Raw genomic sequence first — 18537 nt, forward strand, 5'->3', positions numbered from 1 at the left:
GCCTGAGTAGACCTCTCGCGGTAGGAAAGAGAAGGTAGCGAGAGCATCCTGCTCTCGATTTGCGTCGGAAGTGAGGGAGAGAGCTGGAAGCTCTCACTGCTTTGGTCGGGTTGCCTAAGTAGGTCTTTTGCGGTGGGGAAGAGAAAGTAGCGAGAGCATCCTGCTCTCGATTCGCGTTGGAAGTGAGCGAGAGAGCTGGAAGCTCTCAAAACTCTGGCCGGGTTGCTTGAGTAGATCTTTTGCGGTAGGCAAGAGAAAGTAGCGAGAGCATCCTGCTCTCGATTTGCGTTGGAAGTGAGGGAGAGAGCTGGAAGCTCTCACAACTTTGGCTGGGTTGCCTGAGTAGACCTCTCGCGGTAGGCAAGAGAAAGTAGCGAGAGCATCCTGCTCTCGATTTGCATTGGAAGTGAGGGAGAGAGCTGGAAGCTCTCACAACTTTGGCTGGGTTGCTCGAGTCGATCTTTTGCGGTGTGGAAGAGAAAGTGGCGAGAGCATCCTGCTCTCGATTCGCGTCAGAAGTGAGCGAGCGCAGCATTAAATCTCTCGCAACTTTAGGCTTACGTCTCTCTTCAATCCGGAGGCGTGGCCGCTCGACTCAGTCGATCGCGCACGGCTTTGAGGACGCCGTCTTCGGAGTCGGGCATTTCGACATAAACGTTTTGGATCGAATCGAGGGAATCGAGTCGCCGCAAAAGGTCGAAAAGGTTGCGGGCGATTTCGGCGGCGTTGCCGTCTTCGCTCAGCCAAAAGTCTTGCGGGGCGGGGGATTGGGGTCGGCGGAGGTGGACGATTGCCTCTTGCTCGGAGTCGACTTCGGGAATCTTTCCAGCTGGGAAGAGCTCGATGCCTTTGCTCGGGCGGTAGTGGCTTTTCAGCAATCCGGGGGCACTGGGTGCGTCTTCGGCAATTTTCTCTTCCGGTGCCGCTTCGGTCATGCCGGGGATTTTCAGAATTTCCGGCAAAGAAATCGGTCCCGGGCGCAGAAGGCGCACGCCTCCCTCGGCGGGCAGGGAGACAATTGTCGATTCCACGCCATGTTCGCAAGGGCCTCCGTCGAGGATGGCGGCGACGCCTTGATGGAGCGATGCCTCGACGTGTTCCGGGCGGGTGGGGCTGATGTATCCGAAAGGATTCGCACTGGGGGCTGCGAGGGGGAGCTGGCTCTCGATGAGCAGTTGGCGGAGGAGAGGATGCCCCGGGATGCGGACAGCTAACGTCGGCTTTCCCGCCGAAACGAGGGACGGGATGGGGCAGTCCGCTTTGCGCGGGAGAACCAGAGTGAGGGGGCCAGGCCAGAATTGATCGGCCAAGGCGCGGGCCTCAGGAGGTACCTCGCAAACCGCGGAGATCTGCTCCAGCGAGGCAAAATGAACGATGAGGGGGTCTAAAAGCGGCCGACCCTTAACCGAAAAGATGGATCGGACCGCGGCTTCGTTGGCGGCATCCGCAGCCAAGCCATAGACTGTTTCAGTAGGGACCGCGACCAACTGCCCCGATTGGAGGAGGTTCGCGGCTTGATTGCGCGCAGCAATATCCCCGCCCCTGAGCCAGTCCATGGGGGAGTCGCGTTACCGCCGGAAAATCCGGATTTACTTCATCAGCAGCATCGACCGGGACTGTTTAATGACCCGAGAGATGTGGCGCTGCTGTTTGGAAGTCAAACCGGTGTACTTACGCGGAAGGATCTTGCCCGTGTCGGTGACAAAGCGGGTGAGTTCCTCGGTATCGCGAAAAGTGAGATCGGTAGGATTCTTGGCGTTAGATTCTGTGCCTTCGTTTTCAGACATAAGCGATGAAAAGTATAGGAGGAGGAGGGTACGGCAAGCATAATATTTGCAGAAGTTTTCAAGGGGCGAAGTTTCAGGTTGAAAGTAGGGCAGTAGCTTCAGCTGCGCCCAATGCGTTGCCCCTCAGCCTGTTCAGCCTCTCCGCTTTGGGAGCGCTCAAGAGGATTCTATTCTCGGGGGCCGAGGTGTGTTCGAGAAAATTTGAAGAGAACCTGGCATTCGCGCACAGGCTGGCAGCCTGTGGTACTTTTGTTAGGCCGATGCGTTGCCTCTTCGCTCGCGCTGGCCCTCGGCCGTCCTCCCAGGGGATGTCAGTCCCGTCTCCTCTGCGAGTCCGGAAAGCCAGGCCGCGCAGCTGAAGCTGAGCGGTTACGGAAATGCGCCTTTCTGGAGTAGGGCAGTAGCTTTAGCTGCGCCCAACGCGCTGCCCCTCAGCCTGTTCTGCCCCTCCGCTTTGGGAGCGCTCAAGAAGATTCGATTCTCGGGTGCCGAGGTGTAATCGAGAAAATGCGAAGGGTCTAGGAATTCGCGCACAGGCTGGCAGCCTGTGGTACTTTTGCTGCGCGACCTCACCGCCTAGGCCACCGCCAAATCCCTCTTTACCACGAACTCCGGTATCGCACCGCCTCGTAGTAATCGGGGCGGACGGAGGAGAGGAAGCGGCTGGGTTGCAATCGACGTGGGGGGCCGCCTTGTGACTGGACCATGGGGTAGGAGAGGAAGAGTTCGTCTTGGGCGCGGGTGACCGAAACGTAGAAGAGGCGGGTTTCCTCATCGAGATTCCCTTCTTCGACGGCTCGATTCAGGGGGAACATCCCGTCGGCGAGGCCGAGGATGAAGACCACTGGGAATTCGAGGCCTTTGGACTGGTGGATGGTGGTTAAACGGATCGTCTCTTCTCCCGGCTCGATCGAACGGTCGCTCGCTTCCGAGTTGAGAAGAATGAGCTGGGCGAGCAGTTCGCTCAGCTCTTCGAATCGCGAGGCGAACCCCACGACCCCAGTCAGGTCTTCCTCGCGGGATTTCCAGTTGGGATAAAGAGTCCGCAGGTAGGTGCCGTACCAGCCTTCGACGGCGAGGCGAACGACTTCGTCCGGGCTCTCGTCGTGCGCTGCGTGATAACAGTCGCGCAGGGTGGTTGCCAGAGATTCCCAGTCGTCGCGGGCGGGTGCAGGGACCTTTGCCACCACGGCTTTGGCGCCAAGGACATCGAAGAAGTTCTGTTGGTTTTTCTCCGCAAAATCGACGATGAAGGCGTACAGTTTCTCGGCGGTGCGGGGACCCACTTTAGGGAGGAGGCCGGCGAAGCGGAGGAAGGCGGTGATGTCGCGTGGGTTGGCCACGAAGCGGATCTGGGCGACGATGTCCTTTACGTGGGCCTGTTCGAAGAATCGGACTCCGCTGGTGATTTGGAAGGGGATGCCGGTTCGCGATAGCTCCATCTGCAGGTCCATTGCCTGGAAATGGGCCCGGTAGAGGATGACGATGTCGCCGTAACTCCGACCGTTATCGACCATTTGCGAAATTGTGCGAATGACGAATTCGGCCTGTTGGGTCGTATCGACCGTGGAGACGAGAATGGGCTTATTTCCATCCGGACGTACGGCTCGCAGCTCTTTGCGGAAGCCTCCTCCGGTGTGGCCGTCAAGGACGCTGTTGGCGAAGGAGAGAATTTGCGGGGTGCTGCGGTAATTCGTCTCGATCTTGAAGATATTCCCGCCGGGATGACGGTCGGGGAAGGTCATGATGTTATTCAGCTCAGCCCCCCGCCAGGTGTAGATGCATTGGGAGTCGTCACCCACGGCCATGACTCGGTGGTGCGAGCCGATGGTGTCGACAATCGCGGCCTGAAGCCGGTTGGTGTCCTGATATTCGTCGACGAGAACCTGATCGAATTTCTGGGTGCAGTAGTGCAGAAAGGAAGGATCCGTCTTTAATAGTTTGAGCCAGAGTTCCAGGAGGTCGTCGTAGTCGGCGACATCCTGCTTACGCTTTTCCTTTTCATAGGCGGCGGCGAATCGTCCGATGTCCGGGCCCAGATTGGCAGGATAGGGGTAGCGCTCGCGGGCCATCACCCCGACGTCTTCCAAGGTATTGCGCGCGTAGCTGATGAGGTTGGCGATAACCTTCGGCTTCGGGTTGTTTTTGTCCTTGAGAAATTTCGGGTCAACGCGGCGAATCACATCCGAGAGGAGCGATTCGGAATCGCTTTGGTCGAGGATGTTAAACCCGGGATTGACTCCGACGGGTCCGCCAAATCTCCGCAACAGTCGTTGGCCGATATGGTGAAAGGTGCCGCCCCAGAAAAGCTTGGAGGAAACTCCGGTAAGATCGGCCACCCGATCCAACATTTCCCGTGCTGCCTTGTTCGTGAAGGTGAGGAGAAGAATGGCGCTCGGGTCCACCCCTTGGTCGAGAAGCCAGGCCACCCGGTAGGTGAGAGTTCGGGTCTTCCCGGATCCGGCGCCCGCCAAAACCAGAGACGGGCCAAAAGGAGCCGTCACCGCGGCATATTGCTCCTCGTTCAATTCCTCTTCGAAATTGATGCCGGAGGTGAACTGAGGCTCGGGGCCCTCTGCCGCTTCAAAAAAGTCCATCCTTCCGATGTTTGGAGAGGAGTGGTTGCGCTGCAAACTTGAAAATAGGGCAAGAGGCAAGAGGCAAGGGGCGAGGGGTTAGGGGAGAGGAGCGGATGCTTCGGGAAGAAGCGGGGTTTTGGGGCGCGGAGACGTCGCCCCCGGTAGCGCGGCTTGGCCCAAGCCGCATCCCTGGTTCGTGAAAATGCTCTTGTAGGGGACAAGTATAGAGACTCCTCCCTTGCTTGCAGGGGAGGTGCTTCCATCGGAAGCGGAGGGGTTCTGCTGGTCCGGACGACCCTGTCTGCATTCAAGGGCCTAAAAATCTTCAAACCGGTAAACCTTCTCATCTTGCCCACGATAGCCCGGCTTGGCCCAAGCCGCACCCCACCCAGGAATACAGCAAGAATTTTTGCTAGCGGTCCGGTAAGGTTTCTGTCGGATTCCCTATCCCGCTCCAAATTGCCGCCAGGAGGCTTCCGCTCAGGTTGTGCCAGATACTGAAAATGGCACCGGGCAGGGCGGCCGCGGCCGAAAAATATTGGAGGGCAAGAGTGACGCTGAGGCCTGAGTTCTGCATGCCCACCTCGATGGCGATGGTGCGGCTGGTGATCCGATCACAACGGAAGAGACGGGAGAGACCGTATCCGAAGCCTAAGCCCGTGGCGTTGTGGAGAATGACGGCGACGAAGATCAGGAGACCGCTGTGCAAGAGGTTCTCCCGGTTGAGGGCGACGATAATGGCGATGATGAAGACAATCGCTGCGACGGAGAGGAGGGGGAAAACGGAGCGAATCGAGTCGAGCCGACTGCGGAGGGCCGAATTGATTGCGGTCCCGACAAGGACAGGAGCGGCCACGATTTTCAAAATGCTGACGAGCATAGCTCCAGCGGGAACTGGCACCGTTTGGTGCAGGTAGAGCCAAGTGAGGGCCGGAGTGAGTACGATGGCGGCGATGGTCGAAGCGAGAGTTAGGTTTACGGAAAGAGCCAGTCGTCCCCCGGCGAGGTAGCAAATGACGTTGGAGGCGGTCCCTCCGGCACTCGCACCGACGAGGACCATTCCCGTCAGTTCCGCCGGAGTTAAGTTCAGAAGGGTTCCAATCAGATAGGCCGCAGCGGGCATGATCCCGAACTGCAGCATCATGCCGATTCCAAGCAGCTTGGGTGTGCGAAAGACCTCACGAAACTCATTCCAAGTCAGCGATAGCCCCATTCCGAGCATGATGATCGCCAGCAAGGGAACAATGGCGTTCTTGCAGGCGACAAGCGGATCGGGCCAGACCAAGGCCAATGCCGAGCCGAGCAGGGCCCAGATCGGGAAAAGGCGGGTCGTCAGGGTAAGCATGATTCCTTCTCTCTTCATGAAAGGATTGGCCCCAATCCGCAATGATAGATCTGTGACGTAAGTCTGTCTGCATTGGGGACGAAGAGCTTTCAAGCTCTGTGGGAGTGTTCCTTTAGGTCTGCCTCTGCTGCTTTTGCAAGTAGGGCAGTAGCTTCAGCTGCGCCTGCGTTTGCCTCTCCGCCTCTGAATGCCCAGAGATTTGAACGTTTGCGGAGATTGGGTCGGCTTTCAATCACAGGCTGGCAGCCTGTGGTACTCTTGCTGCGCCTAGCGTTGCCTCTGCGGCTGTATCGACGAAACCTTACGGCAGTACATAGGCTCGCGCTTCGGGATTCCAGATAAACTGATCCCGGTTGGCGGCGATCCAGTCGGCGACGTCAATGGGATCCCCAATGGCACCGGTATGAAGGCGGACCGCCTTGAGGACTTGATCGGTCCGGTATCCGTCTTTCGCATTTTCTCGGAGAGCTCGTTCGGCGAGCTCCAAACTGCCGGATGCGCCGTGTTCCAAAGCGATCGGAACCATGTTGGCTCGCTGGTATCGATTGGATAGGCGAGGGAGGGCGGTTTCGATCGCAGGGCGAGGATCGACGTCGGGGAGGCTGGCTAACATTTGTGCAGCTTCGCCGGGTCTATCCCCATACCGGGCGTGCTCAAAAAGAGCGTCTTCGGCGCGGTCGGGGTTGAGGCGGATGGCCGCTTCCATGAGATCTCGATAGTTCCCAGTGTGTTGGTTGTTTTCAAATTGTTGGGTTCCGGCGATTACTCCCATGAGTTGGTCTTCCACTTCCGTTACCTGATAGTCCTTGATGAAATCGACAAAGGCACCGGATTTTCGAAATTGACGGATGACCTCCTCGCGATGGTCTTCGGGGATTCGACCCTTCAGAGCGTCAACGAGTGCCATCCGCTGAGCCCAGTCTTGAGAGCCGACTAAATTGAGGCGCTCCATCAAGAGGTCGATCGAGTCTGGTCCCATTTCGCGCATTTGTTTTACCAGATCGTTGTTCGAACTGTAGTGATTTTGGCCCAAAAATCTGCGTAGGATTGCGTCGATTTTTCCTTCGGTCGTGGGGTAGTCCGAAAGATCGATTCGGTGGTATTGGTTTCGACGTCCCATCACCTCCCGGATTTTGTCGCTTCCTTTTGGATCCTCTGCCAGTCCGGCCAATTTGGTGCTAAACCATTCGGTATCGGCGAACTTCGCTTCCAGGGCCTCATCGATGGCAGCTTGGAGGACTGCTTCCGACATGAGTTCTTCCTCAACGGTGGGTTCTGACTTGGATCGCTCCCATCCCTTGGAAAATTGGTCGCCGCTGTTTTCTGATATCTTTCTGGGGTTGTCGGACGGGTTCGTTTCGTCGGGAGATTGCAGCAGGACGATAATTAACGCGCATGCCCCGAAGAGGCAGCCGAGTATGCCGGGGATATTTTGCATGAAACTGACTAAAATCAGAGCGTTTCTTCCTGGGTAAGGCAAGGCTCAATCGGTTCCTCATGGAGGGGGGGCGGGGGCGACCTACTGATTGTTCAGGAGAGGAGAACGATGGTCTCCGATAGGATTTTAAAGGGTAAAAGCTCTTCCGTCCTCGCATGACTTTCCCCGCGTAAGCCTGTCGAATGCAGTCGTGCGATTTCAATGTCTTCATTGGGGATTTAGCGGAGAGGGTCATTTCCTGCAAAAAATTGAGAGACTGCCTTTGCCTGGTCCTATTGGTTCGGGGAATGGCAGAAGCACTCCCTGCCGTGTCGGGACGATCTATTGACAGGTTTGTCAGCAGGAATCATCTTGGTGGGTATGACATTGGACACCAAAATTGAAGAAGCGCTAAATCACCAAATTAATCAAGAGATGGCTGCGGCCTATAGCTATTTGGCGGCCTCTGCTTGGTTCGATGAGAATAATTTCGACGGTTTCTCCAAATGGATGGATCTCCAGCGCCAGGAAGAATTAGAGCACGCTGGGAAGCTGATCGATTACTTGCACGACCGAGGCGGGAAACTCAGCCTGGAAGCGGTACAAAAACCGAAGGCCGAGTTTCAATCGGTCATGGAAGTTTTCGAGAGTGCTCTCCGCAACGAGGAGAATAATACGCGTTCGATTCACGCCCTCTACAAGCTATCGGCAGAACAAGACGACTATCCCACCCAGTCCTTCCTGAAGTGGTTTATCGACGAACAAGTCGAGGAGGAGAGGACGATGAATGATGCGATCGGAATGCTCGAACTCGCGGGTGATGACCGTTCTGCCCTTTTGGTTTTAAATCAGCAGATGGGCCAGCGCCGTCCGGAAACGGATTAATTCGCTGAAAGGCAGCCGTGATTGATCACCCCCGAGTTTGAGTTCCTCCGGTCACTGATTTTGCCATACCGACCGGTTTGGGTGTATTTCTTCGTTTTGTGGGTTTCGGTTCCGCACCGCAGCGGATCGAGCGCCGCCCTAACTCGTTTTTCTGAAGCGGAATGCCTCAAGAATCATTCTGTATCGGGTAACCGTCCGAGATAACGGGCAACGATAATTGCTCTTAGTTCTTCGGTTGTGGCGGGAATTGGTCGAGTATTGAGGTAATGATTTTTTGAATATTTTCCTGATCGGGAGCATCCTTGCCAAGCCTCTGAGACAGGGCTCCGCGCCAAACCAGTTCTTGGGAAAGGTTGTCAATCACGTCGATGACAAAAGTCCCTTCCTCATACTCTCGGTAGGAAACATCGGCAGTATCGATCGATCCGTAGAATGGTGAACGTGGAGAAGCGCCTGTGGTGACGATGAAAGAATCGATATCGGTCCTTGTCTTTGTGATCGTGTCAAAAGCGACAAGGAACTCGGCTTCGGTCGAACTCCGAATATATCCTCGCTTTTCGAGGGTCTCAACAATGGCTCTTTCAATCCTTCGGTCGACGATGGGGCTTAATATAACTTCTCGGAACTCTCCGTTGTTCACCCGGGTTGCTAGATCAAAAGTCGTGTAAGTGTTCAATCGCTCCGAAGCTCCGTGGTCATAGTCGACCATAGGTGTCGTGGTGCATCCGGAGAGAAACCATAAGGCTGCAAGGGCGGGATAAAAAGCGAAGCGCATGGATAGAAAGTCTTCATTTCGGTGACGGAATCAAGTGAGTTTGTCGCAATCTCATTCCCCGCCTCGGCTGAAAATCCTCTTGAGGGGGGACTTCCCCGAGCCTAGGGAAAGGGGCACGGCGTTCGACCGTAGGCTGGTCGCCTGTGGTGCTTGGGGAGGAACCGACTTGATTCAGAGTTTGGCCTTTTCCCCCAAAAAAAAACAGGGGGCATGGCTGCCCCCTGTTGAAAGTTGAGAGGGACGGGAATGTCCCTCTTTCTTTGTCTGGAAAAGGTTCTTAGAACTGCAGACCTGCGCGAATCGTGGCACCGTCAAAAGCAGTGTCAGTTCCATCCTGAATTCCGAAGATGGAGACGTCCGATTTGCTGATGTTGAACAGGTAGCCACCACCGACGAAGATGTCGAGGCTGTCGGAGATTGGGAAGTAGTAGTCAGCACCCACGTACACGGCGGCTGCGTCGTCGAGATCCACCTTCGCCCGTTCGCTTTCCTCTGCGTCCGAGGCGGAGAGGTAAACGCTGCTATCCACGAATTGATACTGGATCGAAGCGCTGAGCGTGAGGGACGACGAATCGGTCACGGGAATCAGAAAATCGATCCCGCCGCCAGCAGAGATGATTCCGGCATCACCACTGAGGCCGATGGAGGCGCCGTCGAAAGAGTCGCTTTCCGATTCCAACTCCCAGTTGGTGTATCCAACCAGTCCAAAAATTCGGAGGTTCTCGGTGAGATAGACTCCAGCGTGGGCTTCGCCGCCGACAGCGTAGTCCCATTCGTCTTCACCCGGGAAAATGTAGTTTCCGGAGACGTTGGCGAAAAAGGATCCCTTCGTCGAGGAGGCGGAGTTGTCCGCTTGTTGGCCAAACGCCGAAAGGCTGAAGGCTGATACTAAGGGGAGGAGAAGCAGAGACTTATTCATAGCTTAGTTTTTGAGGTTTTGTGCGTGTGGTAGGGGATTTGTTTTCCTTACCGAGTAGAGTTAGGATTTGATCCGAGAAATGGGGTGTCTGTCAAGACCGGGATGGGAGCATGTCGGAGTGCGAGCAATACTAGCTAGAATGCAACGAGAAGAGAAATACCAGAGGGAATTCAACCGAAACCCGTTTGGAAGACTGAGGGTGAGAGGGCTGACAATTCCCATTGGGATGCTTTCTTCAGCCGGGAAGATTTGTTTAGCAATGGTCGCTGTTCAGTAGAATTTTGACAGTCATTTTGAATAGCTTGGAATCTTAGGGTAGTGTGAAAATTTTCATCGAGTCTTCCCGAGCGGCAAAGTTTCCTAGAGAATCGATAGGGGGGCTCAGGATTTCTGGGTTTGTTCTGGACCCTAGGATGTCGCATGACTGCATTCGACAGACTTATGCCGAGAAAGTCATGCGAGACCGGGGGATGCTTAAAGTAGCGAGAGCTTCCAGCTCTCGATTTGCGGAACAGGCTGGAAGCCTGGGGTGCGGGGAAATGTAGGGGAGCAGCTTCAGCTGCCCCATCCGCGTCTTTTTTAGCCGTCAGCTTGGGTAGACTTTCCGTGAACACTGGACCGCGCAGCTGAAGCTGAGCGGCTACTTGGGGAGTGGGGGAGTTTCGTCCCCGCAACCGATTCGATACGGTTCCCCCTTTGGGGTAGGATCTGAGAAATAAGCCTTTTCAGAAGGTTCCCTTGGGTTCTGAACATCGGACTCTTGCGCTCAGGCAACTTCCGCCGATGATGCTAGAATGGAAAAATCGTCCGATCAACCGAGCTGGGTCACGCGCGTGCCATTGCCTTTGTGGGTCTTGGTTTGTGCGGTTCTGTGGGGATCGGCATTTCCGATGATCAAGTTGGCTTTTGCTCACTGGGCCGAGCGGGGGGTGGAGATTGATTTCGGGCTTCGCTCGCTCTTTGCCGGAGCGCGGTTTTTCTTGGCGGGTGGGGCGCTTTTGCTCTTGGCCAATCGTCCCGGTGCGGAATGGCGGGCGACTCCCAAGCGCTGGATTGCGGCTATGGCGGCGACGCAGACCGTTGGGCAATACGTTTGTTTCTACCTGGGGCTGGCTTTGGCCGGAGGAGCGCTGGCATCGCTCCTGGTTTCTTCGGGGAGCTTTTGGTGGATGCTGCTGGCTCCGTGGATTCTGAAAACCGCTCGGCCGACGACTCGGCATTGGGCAGTGCTCGCCGTGGGAGCGGTGGGGTTGACCTTGGCCGTCTATTCTCCCGGAGATGCCGGAAGTCATCCGCGGATCGGAGCCGGTTTGATTCTCGCCGCCAATGCTTTCGGGGCCTTGGGGTTGATCAGTTTCCAGTTTGTTGGGAAGACCATGGGTTCGCGGGCCGGGACGGGCTGGTCGCTCTTTCTCGGGGGAGTCGTCTTGGTCTTCCTGGGAATGCAGGCTTGGCCGCAGGCGCTCCATCTTTTCGACGGCACCATCCTCGCCATCACGGTCTGGCTCGCTTTTGTCTCGGCCTCGGCTTTCGCTCTCTGGAACTGGCTCTCGACGCTCTTCCCGGTGCACCTGCTGGCGACCTACCGCTTCATGGTCCCGCTTTGTGGGATGGTGGAATCACTCCTACTGATTGAGGGTGAACGGATCACCCCGTTGATGGGGGTTGGTGCTATTCTGGTCGTCGGAGCTATGATAGTCGCCCAGCGGGAAAAAGCGCGAGGCCGATTCCGAGCTGGTTAGTCGTCGGGATTGATTCTTTGGACTTCCGGTGAAACGTGGAGAGGAACGACGAGAGTCGTTTCTAGGGACGGCCCGAAGGTTCTCGAAATGGCTGTCTTCGCTCCGTTCCGCCATGGGAGGCAGAGGGGCGTTTTGAAACGATCGCCGTGACAGCACGGGAGCCCTGCCCTCGACGATCAGGATACGGAGAGGAACGGTGATAACCGTTTCTGAAAACCGCCCAGAAAACCATTCGCAATGGCCTTCGCCATTCCGCTCCAATGAGTCGAATTAGCTCTGAGCTTCTTTGCCCGTTTCCTTGCGGAAGAGTCGGTAGACGCGGATGAAGAAGTAGGGGGCGTAGACAACGACGAAGAGGGTCGTCGTGGTGACACCGCCGAGGACGCCCATACTGATGGCATTCTGCGCGCCGGATCCCGGACCCGCGGCAAAGGCCAGCGGCATGACTCCGAGGATGAAGGTCAGGGAGGTCATGATGATGGGGCGCAACCGTTGACGGGCCGCTTCGTAGGCGGATTCATGGGCGCTCATCCCGTCTTCGAAATTGTTCTTGGCGAATTCGACGACGAGGATGGCGTTCTTGGCTGCGAGGCCGATGGTGATGAGCAGTCCCACCTGGAAATAGACATCATTGGCTTGGCCAGTGATCCACGTCGCGAGGACCGCCCCGAAAATCCCGAGCGGAACCACCAGCATGATGGAGACGGGGATGGCCCAGCTTTCATAAAGGGCTGCGAGGATGAAGAAGACGGCGAAAACGGAAACCAGGTACAGGACCCAGGTGTTGGTGCCAGCTTGCTTCTCTTCGTAGGAGAGACCGGTCCAGGCGACGTCGATGCCGTCCGGTAGCTGGGCGGCGATTCGGTCGATCTCTTCAAAGGCCTGACCGGAGCTGATTCCAGGAGGCGTCGCGCCTTGGATCTCCATCGAGGAGGATCCGTCGAAGCGGGTGAGCTTGGGGGCGCCGAAGGACCAATTTCCCGTAGCGAGCTCAGCCATCGGCACCATGCCTCCGTTCTCGTTGCGCACGTACCAATCGAGGATGTCGTCCGGAAGCATCCGGTAGGGGGCATCGGCCTGCACGTAGACTCGTTTTACCCGGCCTTGCTCGAGGAAGTCGTTGACGTAGCTTCCGCCGAGGGCCGTGCTGAGAGTGCGATTGATCGCGGTGATCGGGACCCCGAGGGCGCGCGCCTTGTTGTTGTCGATATCCAGATCGTATTGGGCGGTAGGGGACAAACCGTTGAAACGCACCTGGGTCAGGTTCTCATTTTGGTTCGCCAGTTGCAGAAATTGGTTGGTGGCTTTGGAAAGGGCTTCCTGGCCGAGGCCCCCTTTGTCGACGAGCTGTAGTTCGAATCCGCTGACATTGCCGAGGGCACTGATCGGCGGTGGAACAATCGGGATGGCCATCGCGTCCTGAATCCCGGAAAGGGCTTGTCCGGCTTTATCCCGAATCGCAAAGACAGAGCTATCCGCGTCGCGCTCTTCCCAGTCCTTCATTTTGACGAAAGCGATCCCCACGTTCTGGGCCCGTCCGGAAAAGCTGAAGCCAGCGGCGGCGAACAGACCCTCGACGGCATCATTTGCGTCGTTCAGATAGAAGTCCTCCATCTGCTCAACTTTTTCGATGGTTTGTTCCAGTGTGGAACTTGGAGGCCCGGAAAGGAGGGTGAACATTCGGCCCTGATCTTCGTCGGGAAGAAAGGAGCTGGGGATGCGCACGAAAACGACGACCGTGGCCGCGATCATGATCAGGAAGAGGATGGGGAGGACCACTCGATTTTCCAGCAAGAGGTCCATCATTTTTTGGTGGCTGCGGCGGACCTTATCGAAGCCCCGGTTGAAGAGGCCGAAGAATCCCCGATCCTTAACCGTTTTTCCCGCCTTCAAGATCTGCCCACAGAGAGAGGGGGAAAGGGTGAGGGCGATGAAGAGCGAGATCCCCATGGCCACGGAGATGGTGACCGAGAATTGGCGATAGATCACCCCGACGGATCCCTCGAAGAAGCTCATGGGTAGGAAGACGGCCCAGATGACGACCGTTGTTCCGAGGAGAGCCCCGGAGATTTCTTCCATCGCGGTGTGGGCTGCGTCTTTGGGTTGGAGGTTCGAGTCTTTCTCGAGCTTGTGCTCGACGTTTTCGGTGACCACGATCGCATCGTCCACCAGCATTCCGATGGCCAGCACCAGGGCGAAGAGGGTGAGAACGTTGATGGAGTAGCCGAAGACGTAGAGAAAACCAAAGGTTCCCAGCAAGACGATCGGGATGGTGATCGCCGGGATCAGGGTGGCGCGGGTAGTCTGGAGGAAGACGAAGATCACCATCACGACGAGCACGATGGCGAGGACCAAGGTGATGACCACGCCCTTAATCGATGCCTGAATGAATGGGGCGGAGTCGATGGGATAGACAATTTCGAGACTGTCGGGAATGATGTCACCGAAGTCTGCAACCCGGTCTTTGACGGCTTGAATGGTCTCCAACGCGTTGGCGCCCGGAGCCAGCTCGATGGCGATCCCGGAAGCCGGTTGGCCATTCCAGCGGCCGATGATGCTATAGCTCTCGGCGCCGATCTCAATGCGTGCCACGTCGGAGAGGGTGACGTAGCCTCCGTCTTCGGTGACGGTGAGCAGGATGTCGCCAAATTCCTCGGCCGAGGTCAGGAGGGATTGGGCGGTGATCGTGGCGTTCAGTTGCTGACCTTTGACGCTGGGGGCTCCGCCAATCTCGCCGGTAGCGAGCTGAACGTTTTGCACCTCGACCGCCTCGATCACATCGAGGGTGGTCAGCTTGTAGTTGTTCATGCTCTCGGGATTCAGCCAGATGCGCATGGCGTGCTCCGGGCCGAAGGTCTGGATCTGACCGACACCGCTGACCCGGCTGAGAGGTTCCCGGAGATTCGAGGAAAGAAAATCCGAGATGTCGTTTCGGCTCATCGAGCCGTCTTTGGTATAGAACCCGACAATCAGCGAGTAGCTGCTGCCCGCCTTTTCGACCGGAACCCCGAGCTCCTGAACGATCGAGGGGAGGGCGGAGAGCGACTGGGAAACTTTATTCTGAGTCTGGACCTGGGCGATGTCGGGATCGGTGCCCGGCTCAAAGGTCAGGTTGATCGAGGCCTGCCCGGAAGAAGAGCTTTCTGACTGGATGTAGCGAAGATTGTCGATTCCCGTGAGATTCTGCTCGATGACTTGGGTCACCGTATTCTCCAGGGTTTCGGCAGAAGCCCCGGGATAAGTCGCGGCGATCGAGACCTTGGGCGGTGCGATGTTCGGATACTGTTCGATCGGCAGCTGGAAGAAGGCGAAGACGCCAAAGCCCATGATGAAGAGGGCGATCACCCTCGTGAAGATTGGGCGTGCGATGAAAAAACTGGAAAACATCGATTAGTTCTCCAGCTGGATTTTCTGAGCCTCGACCTCGGCACCCTCACGGAGAGTCATGCCGCCTTCGACGACGAGGCGATCCCCCGGCTCGAGTCCTTCCAGAACCACCCAGCGGTCTTCGTAGGCCGTTCCTGTTTGGATCGAGCGCTTGTGGGCCTTGTTCTCGGAGTCGACGACCCAGACACTCTTGCCCCCACTGGGTTCGAAAATGACGCTCTTTTGGGGAATCACGATCTCTTTGGCCTGGCTGGCGTCCACGACGGAGGCCCGTACGAACATTCCGGGCAAGAGAACTTTGTCCGGATTGGGGAAGGTCGATCGCAGGCGAATCGCACCCGTTTGCGGGTCGACGGCGAGCTCGGCCACATCCAGCGTGCCCTCGTGGGCATAGGGGTCGTCGGAGTGGGTCGGGAAGAGGCGCACGGAGAATTCCGAAGGGAGGTTGTCGTTCATACGCGCAGCGGTCAGGCGTTCGCGGAGGTTCTCGGTGGCGGCGACCGCCTGCGACAGGTCCACATAGACCGGATCGAGCTGGCGCACGGTGGCTAGCGGGGTCGTTTGTCTCTCGGTGACGAGTGCCCCCTTGGTAACCGTGGAGGGGCTAATGTAACCGCTGATCGGGGCCCGCACCTCCGTATAATCGAGATTGATCTTGGCCATTTTGACCTCGGCCTCGGCCATGCTGATGGCGGCTTTGGCCCGATTGAAGTCGGAGATGGCCTCGACGTGCTGTTGCTCGCTGACGGCTTGTTCCGCCAATAACGTGTCGACGCGCTTGGCCAACGCTTCGGCGCTCTCGCGGCGGGCTTTGGCATCCTCGAGATTGGCGAGAGCCATCTCGTAGTCGGCCTCGTAGCGGGAGGGGTCGATTTGGTACAGCTGCTGACCCTCTTCCACATAGGCGCCCTCCTCAAAGAGCCGCGACTGGATGATCCCGCTGACTTGCGGGCGGATTTCCGCCACTTGATAGGCGACGACTCGGCCGGGGAGGGTGTTGAGCCGATCGACCGTTTGCGGCTGCACCTCAATGTATCCCACCTGGGGAGCCGACCCTTGCGGAGCCCCTCCGCCTTGCGCCTTCTCGGGCTGGCCGCATCCGGTGAGGGCGATCAGGACCGCGAGGACGGGAAGAGCGAGAAAGCGCCATCGGCCCGCAGAGGAGGCGGGAAGAGGTGAGGAAGTCGAGTGGCTGGAAAATTGCATGAGCGAGAATGGGAAAAAGTCTGCGGCGAGTGGCCAACGCGTGAAGGTTCACTGGTTGCGGGGGCGGACTCGAAGTCAAACCCCGGAGACGTATTCTCCGAATCTTCGGCGAACTCTGGATCTTTTCCTGAGCCTCTTCGCAAGGCGGCTCCAAGGAGAGAATCCGTCAGGGGGCGAACGTCTGCATCATCGAAAACAGTGTGCCGATGTTGGCGAATTGATCGACGAGTTCGATTCGCATCCCCAGCTTTTTCGCGGGAGTCTCGAAGGTTTTTTCCGCGGTTTCGGTGGAGACCCAAAGGACCTTCGGTCGTTCTTCACGCTGGAGGGCTGTCTGGCAAAAGGCCTTCCAGAGGCATTCGCCGGGATTTTCCGATAGAGTTGTGGAAATGTAAGGAGTGGGAGCGTCCTCACCGATTTCGGTGGGGGCGGCGATGGCGAGGATTGGAATCACCGGTCCGGTCTCGGTGCCAACGGGTCCGCCGAGGTGAATGGCCCCGGCTTCCCAGGTTTCGTCGGTTTGGGGCAGTGAGGCGATTCGTTCCAGTTCGAACTCGCCGGGCTCGTAGGCAAGATCGACTCCACCTGCTTCGTTCCAGTCGAAGGGATCGACCGTCAGGCTCCAGGAATCCCAATCTTCAGCTCTCTTGCCTTGCGGAAGGGAAAAAATGGGAAGCGTTTCGAGCAGAGTTCCGTTCGCCATACGAGTCTTGTAAAACGTGGCGATGGGTCCGTCGGGTTCGGCGCGCAGTCGATTCAGAAGTCGCAAGGTGAGTGCCGTCCCGCGGATGAGAAACGGGATCTCCTCGGGATCCGCGAACCACGGGATCGAGCGGGGATGAAAGCGTCGAGCCAGCATCCATCGATTTTTTCCGCGCTTCGGCGAGGGGAGATTCAGTTTTTCGTAAAGTTCAACGTCATCGTCTTCCAATTCTTTCTCTGTGGTGAATTGGAGTTCGAGCATGCGAACTTTCCGCAAGTATTCGACGAAATCGTGCATGGGGGCTGTGCCCGCTATCATGCTTTTCCAGAGATCGTAGCTTTCCGGAGGACGATGAACGTGGATGGCAAATACTTCGCCGCCTCGTCCGAGAATCGAGACGATGTCGACGAGTCCGCTTTCCGGATCGCGGATTCCGAAAATGTCCTGGTCCCAAAGTTTTTTCCAAGGCTCGGCTTCGCGAACTTGCGTTCCGAGTTCGAGAAGGGTTCCGAATTGGGCCAAATCGGAAGGGGAAAGATCTTCGTAGGGTGAGGGCGGGGCGGCTTCGTCCTCGTTTTCTTGGCCGAAAAGATCCTCGAAGCCGGGGAGGATCTCGGAGGATTCCATCAACTCCGGATCCTCGGCATCGCCCAAGAATTCGTCGATAACATCGGTGTCGGGTTCCGCATCCTCCAGTTTGAGGGATTCCAGGTTTTCCCGAATCTGCTCGAAATCGACGAAGTCGGGATCGTAGTCCTCCGGCACCCATTCCTCGTAGGGCATAAAGCCATCGTTGTTTTTCTTGGGGTTCTCGAGGTAGTGGCAAATGCGCTGATGACCGTACGCCCCGCCACAGTCTTCCAGGGGGCAAGCTCCTTCGCCCCCGGTGCAGGTGAAGATTTTCTCCTCATCCCAAGGGAGAGTCTTTTTCAGAGTGATCGAATGGACCCAGTCGTCTCCGAAATCGTAGGTATAGGCCATGCGAGAGCCGGCGCGTTTCAGGAGATCCTTCAGGGAGAACAGAAACTCCGGATTCTCGATCCCTTCTTCGTCCGGGGACAGAGCGTCGTAGCGAACGCCCTTATGCTCGAACTGGTGGAGATGATAGTTTTCCCATCCCATGGTCTCCTGAATGACGTCGTGCATCACATCGAGCCCCAGATCCGCCGGGAGAATGACCTCGCGCCAGATCGGTCGATGGGTGTGAAGCAATTCTATTCGCAGCAGAAAACACTTTTGGCCGTTCGAAGTTCCCATGACAAAAAGGAGAGAACGGTCCGGTCGATCCGTCAAGGGACTTTCGCTTCGATTGAAGCGGAGGGTCTCGCAGGCCCGGGCGTAGTCTTGAGCGATTTGAACTCCTCCCTTGCTAGCAGGGGAGGGGGACTCCGCGAAGCGGGGTGGAGGGGTTCTGGGTCAGTTGAATTGTCGGTAAACAAGATTTCCGGTAACGCCGATGTAGTATCGCCATTGCGATTGAGCTCTCGAGGAAAGCTGGCCTGCCCGGGCGTAGAGGAGAGCGAAGCACTTTCGAACCGTGTCGGCCAAGGAATCGATTTTCGACCACACGGGAAGAAAGTGCTTCGCAGTTCCTCTACGAAAGCCTCTCCCGTACGCGCATGACTTTAGTCGTGCGCTCCCCGATGGTGCGAACTGAGACTCCACGCGCTATACGCCGCGGCAGGCTCCTTGCTTTTGCTTCGCTCAAGCGGAGGGATTTACTGGCTTGCCAAGCCGTAGTCTTGAGCGTCGAACCGGATGAGCGGTTCCAGCCCGCCTCCGTCCTTCGGAT

At 57.1% G+C, this 18537-nt stretch carries 13 protein-coding genes; 2 read left to right on the forward strand and 11 right to left on the reverse strand.

Translation table 11 applies throughout. The features are described 5' to 3' along the window. Nucleotides 1–569: 569 nt before the first annotated feature. The 5 genes from H5P30_RS00005 to H5P30_RS00025 all read right to left on the reverse strand — a co-directional run bounded on the left by H5P30_RS00005 (nucleotide 570) and on the right by H5P30_RS00025 (nucleotide 7149). Nucleotides 570–1556 carry an L-threonylcarbamoyladenylate synthase gene (locus H5P30_RS00005; protein ID WP_185690915.1) on the reverse strand — a complete coding sequence of 329 codons (987 nt, stop codon included), beginning with the start codon at nucleotides 1554–1556 and terminating at the stop codon, nucleotides 570–572. A gap of 33 nt (nucleotides 1557–1589) precedes the next feature. After that, the gene (rpsR, locus tag H5P30_RS00010) at nucleotides 1590–1787 is read right to left on the reverse strand and encodes a 30S ribosomal protein S18 (protein ID WP_185690916.1); all 198 of its coding nucleotides are present in this window, start codon (nucleotides 1785–1787) and stop codon (nucleotides 1590–1592) included. Nucleotides 1788–2386: 599 nt separating this feature from the next. Next, nucleotides 2387–4384: an ATP-dependent helicase gene (locus H5P30_RS00015; RefSeq protein ID WP_185690917.1), complete on the reverse strand. Its 1998-nt coding sequence runs from the start codon at nucleotides 4382–4384 to the stop codon at nucleotides 2387–2389. 394 nt (nucleotides 4385–4778) lie between these two features. Further along, nucleotides 4779–5729, reverse strand: a complete 951-nt coding sequence (locus H5P30_RS00020) for a bile acid:sodium symporter family protein (RefSeq protein WP_221774240.1) — start codon at nucleotides 5727–5729, stop codon at nucleotides 4779–4781. Between the two features lie 283 nt (nucleotides 5730–6012). Next, nucleotides 6013–7149, reverse strand: coding sequence for a hypothetical protein (locus tag H5P30_RS00025; protein ID WP_185690918.1), 1137 nt, complete (start codon nucleotides 7147–7149; stop codon nucleotides 6013–6015). A gap of 360 nt (nucleotides 7150–7509) precedes the next feature. Here H5P30_RS00025 and H5P30_RS00030 point away from each other — a divergent pair, with 360 nt between their 5' ends. Beyond that, the gene (locus tag H5P30_RS00030) at nucleotides 7510–8013 is read left to right on the forward strand and encodes a ferritin (RefSeq protein WP_185690919.1); all 504 of its coding nucleotides are present in this window, start codon (nucleotides 7510–7512) and stop codon (nucleotides 8011–8013) included. A 223-nt stretch (nucleotides 8014–8236) separates the two neighbouring features. Here H5P30_RS00030 and H5P30_RS00035 read toward each other — a convergent pair whose 3' ends face one another. After that, entirely contained in the window at nucleotides 8237–8788 is a 552-nt protein-coding gene (locus tag H5P30_RS00035) for a DUF4136 domain-containing protein (protein WP_185690920.1), read from the reverse strand. 277 nt (nucleotides 8789–9065) lie between these two features. After that, entirely contained in the window at nucleotides 9066–9707 is a 642-nt protein-coding gene (locus tag H5P30_RS00040; protein ID WP_185690921.1) for a hypothetical protein, read from the reverse strand. Nucleotides 9708–10501: 794 nt separating this feature from the next. Between H5P30_RS00040 and H5P30_RS00045 the strand changes: the two genes are divergently transcribed. Further along, complete coding sequence (locus tag H5P30_RS00045) at nucleotides 10502–11449, forward strand: DMT family transporter (RefSeq protein ID WP_185690922.1); 948 nt, start codon at nucleotides 10502–10504, stop codon at nucleotides 11447–11449. Nucleotides 11450–11719: 270 nt separating this feature from the next. Here the strand turns inward: H5P30_RS00045 and H5P30_RS00050 are convergent, their stop codons facing one another. From H5P30_RS00050 to H5P30_RS21825, 4 genes are all read right to left on the reverse strand, one after another. Further along, nucleotides 11720–14836, reverse strand: a complete 3117-nt coding sequence (locus tag H5P30_RS00050) for an efflux RND transporter permease subunit (protein ID WP_185690923.1) — start codon at nucleotides 14834–14836, stop codon at nucleotides 11720–11722. Nucleotides 14837–14839: 3 nt separating this feature from the next. After that, nucleotides 14840–16042: an efflux RND transporter periplasmic adaptor subunit gene (locus tag H5P30_RS00055; RefSeq protein ID WP_185690924.1), complete on the reverse strand. Its 1203-nt coding sequence runs from the start codon at nucleotides 16040–16042 to the stop codon at nucleotides 14840–14842. 166 nt (nucleotides 16043–16208) lie between these two features. Next, nucleotides 16209–18002, reverse strand: coding sequence for a plasmid pRiA4b ORF-3 family protein (locus H5P30_RS00060; protein WP_185690925.1), 1794 nt, complete (start codon nucleotides 18000–18002; stop codon nucleotides 16209–16211). Nucleotides 18003–18339: 337 nt separating this feature from the next. Further along, nucleotides 18340–18537, reverse strand: a 198-nt coding sequence (locus H5P30_RS21825) for a hypothetical protein (RefSeq protein ID WP_221774241.1), incomplete at its 5' end; no start/stop codon positions are given.

This window comes from Puniceicoccus vermicola (assembly GCF_014230055.1).
GTDB lineage: Bacteria > Verrucomicrobiota > Verrucomicrobiia > Opitutales > Puniceicoccaceae > Puniceicoccus > Puniceicoccus vermicola.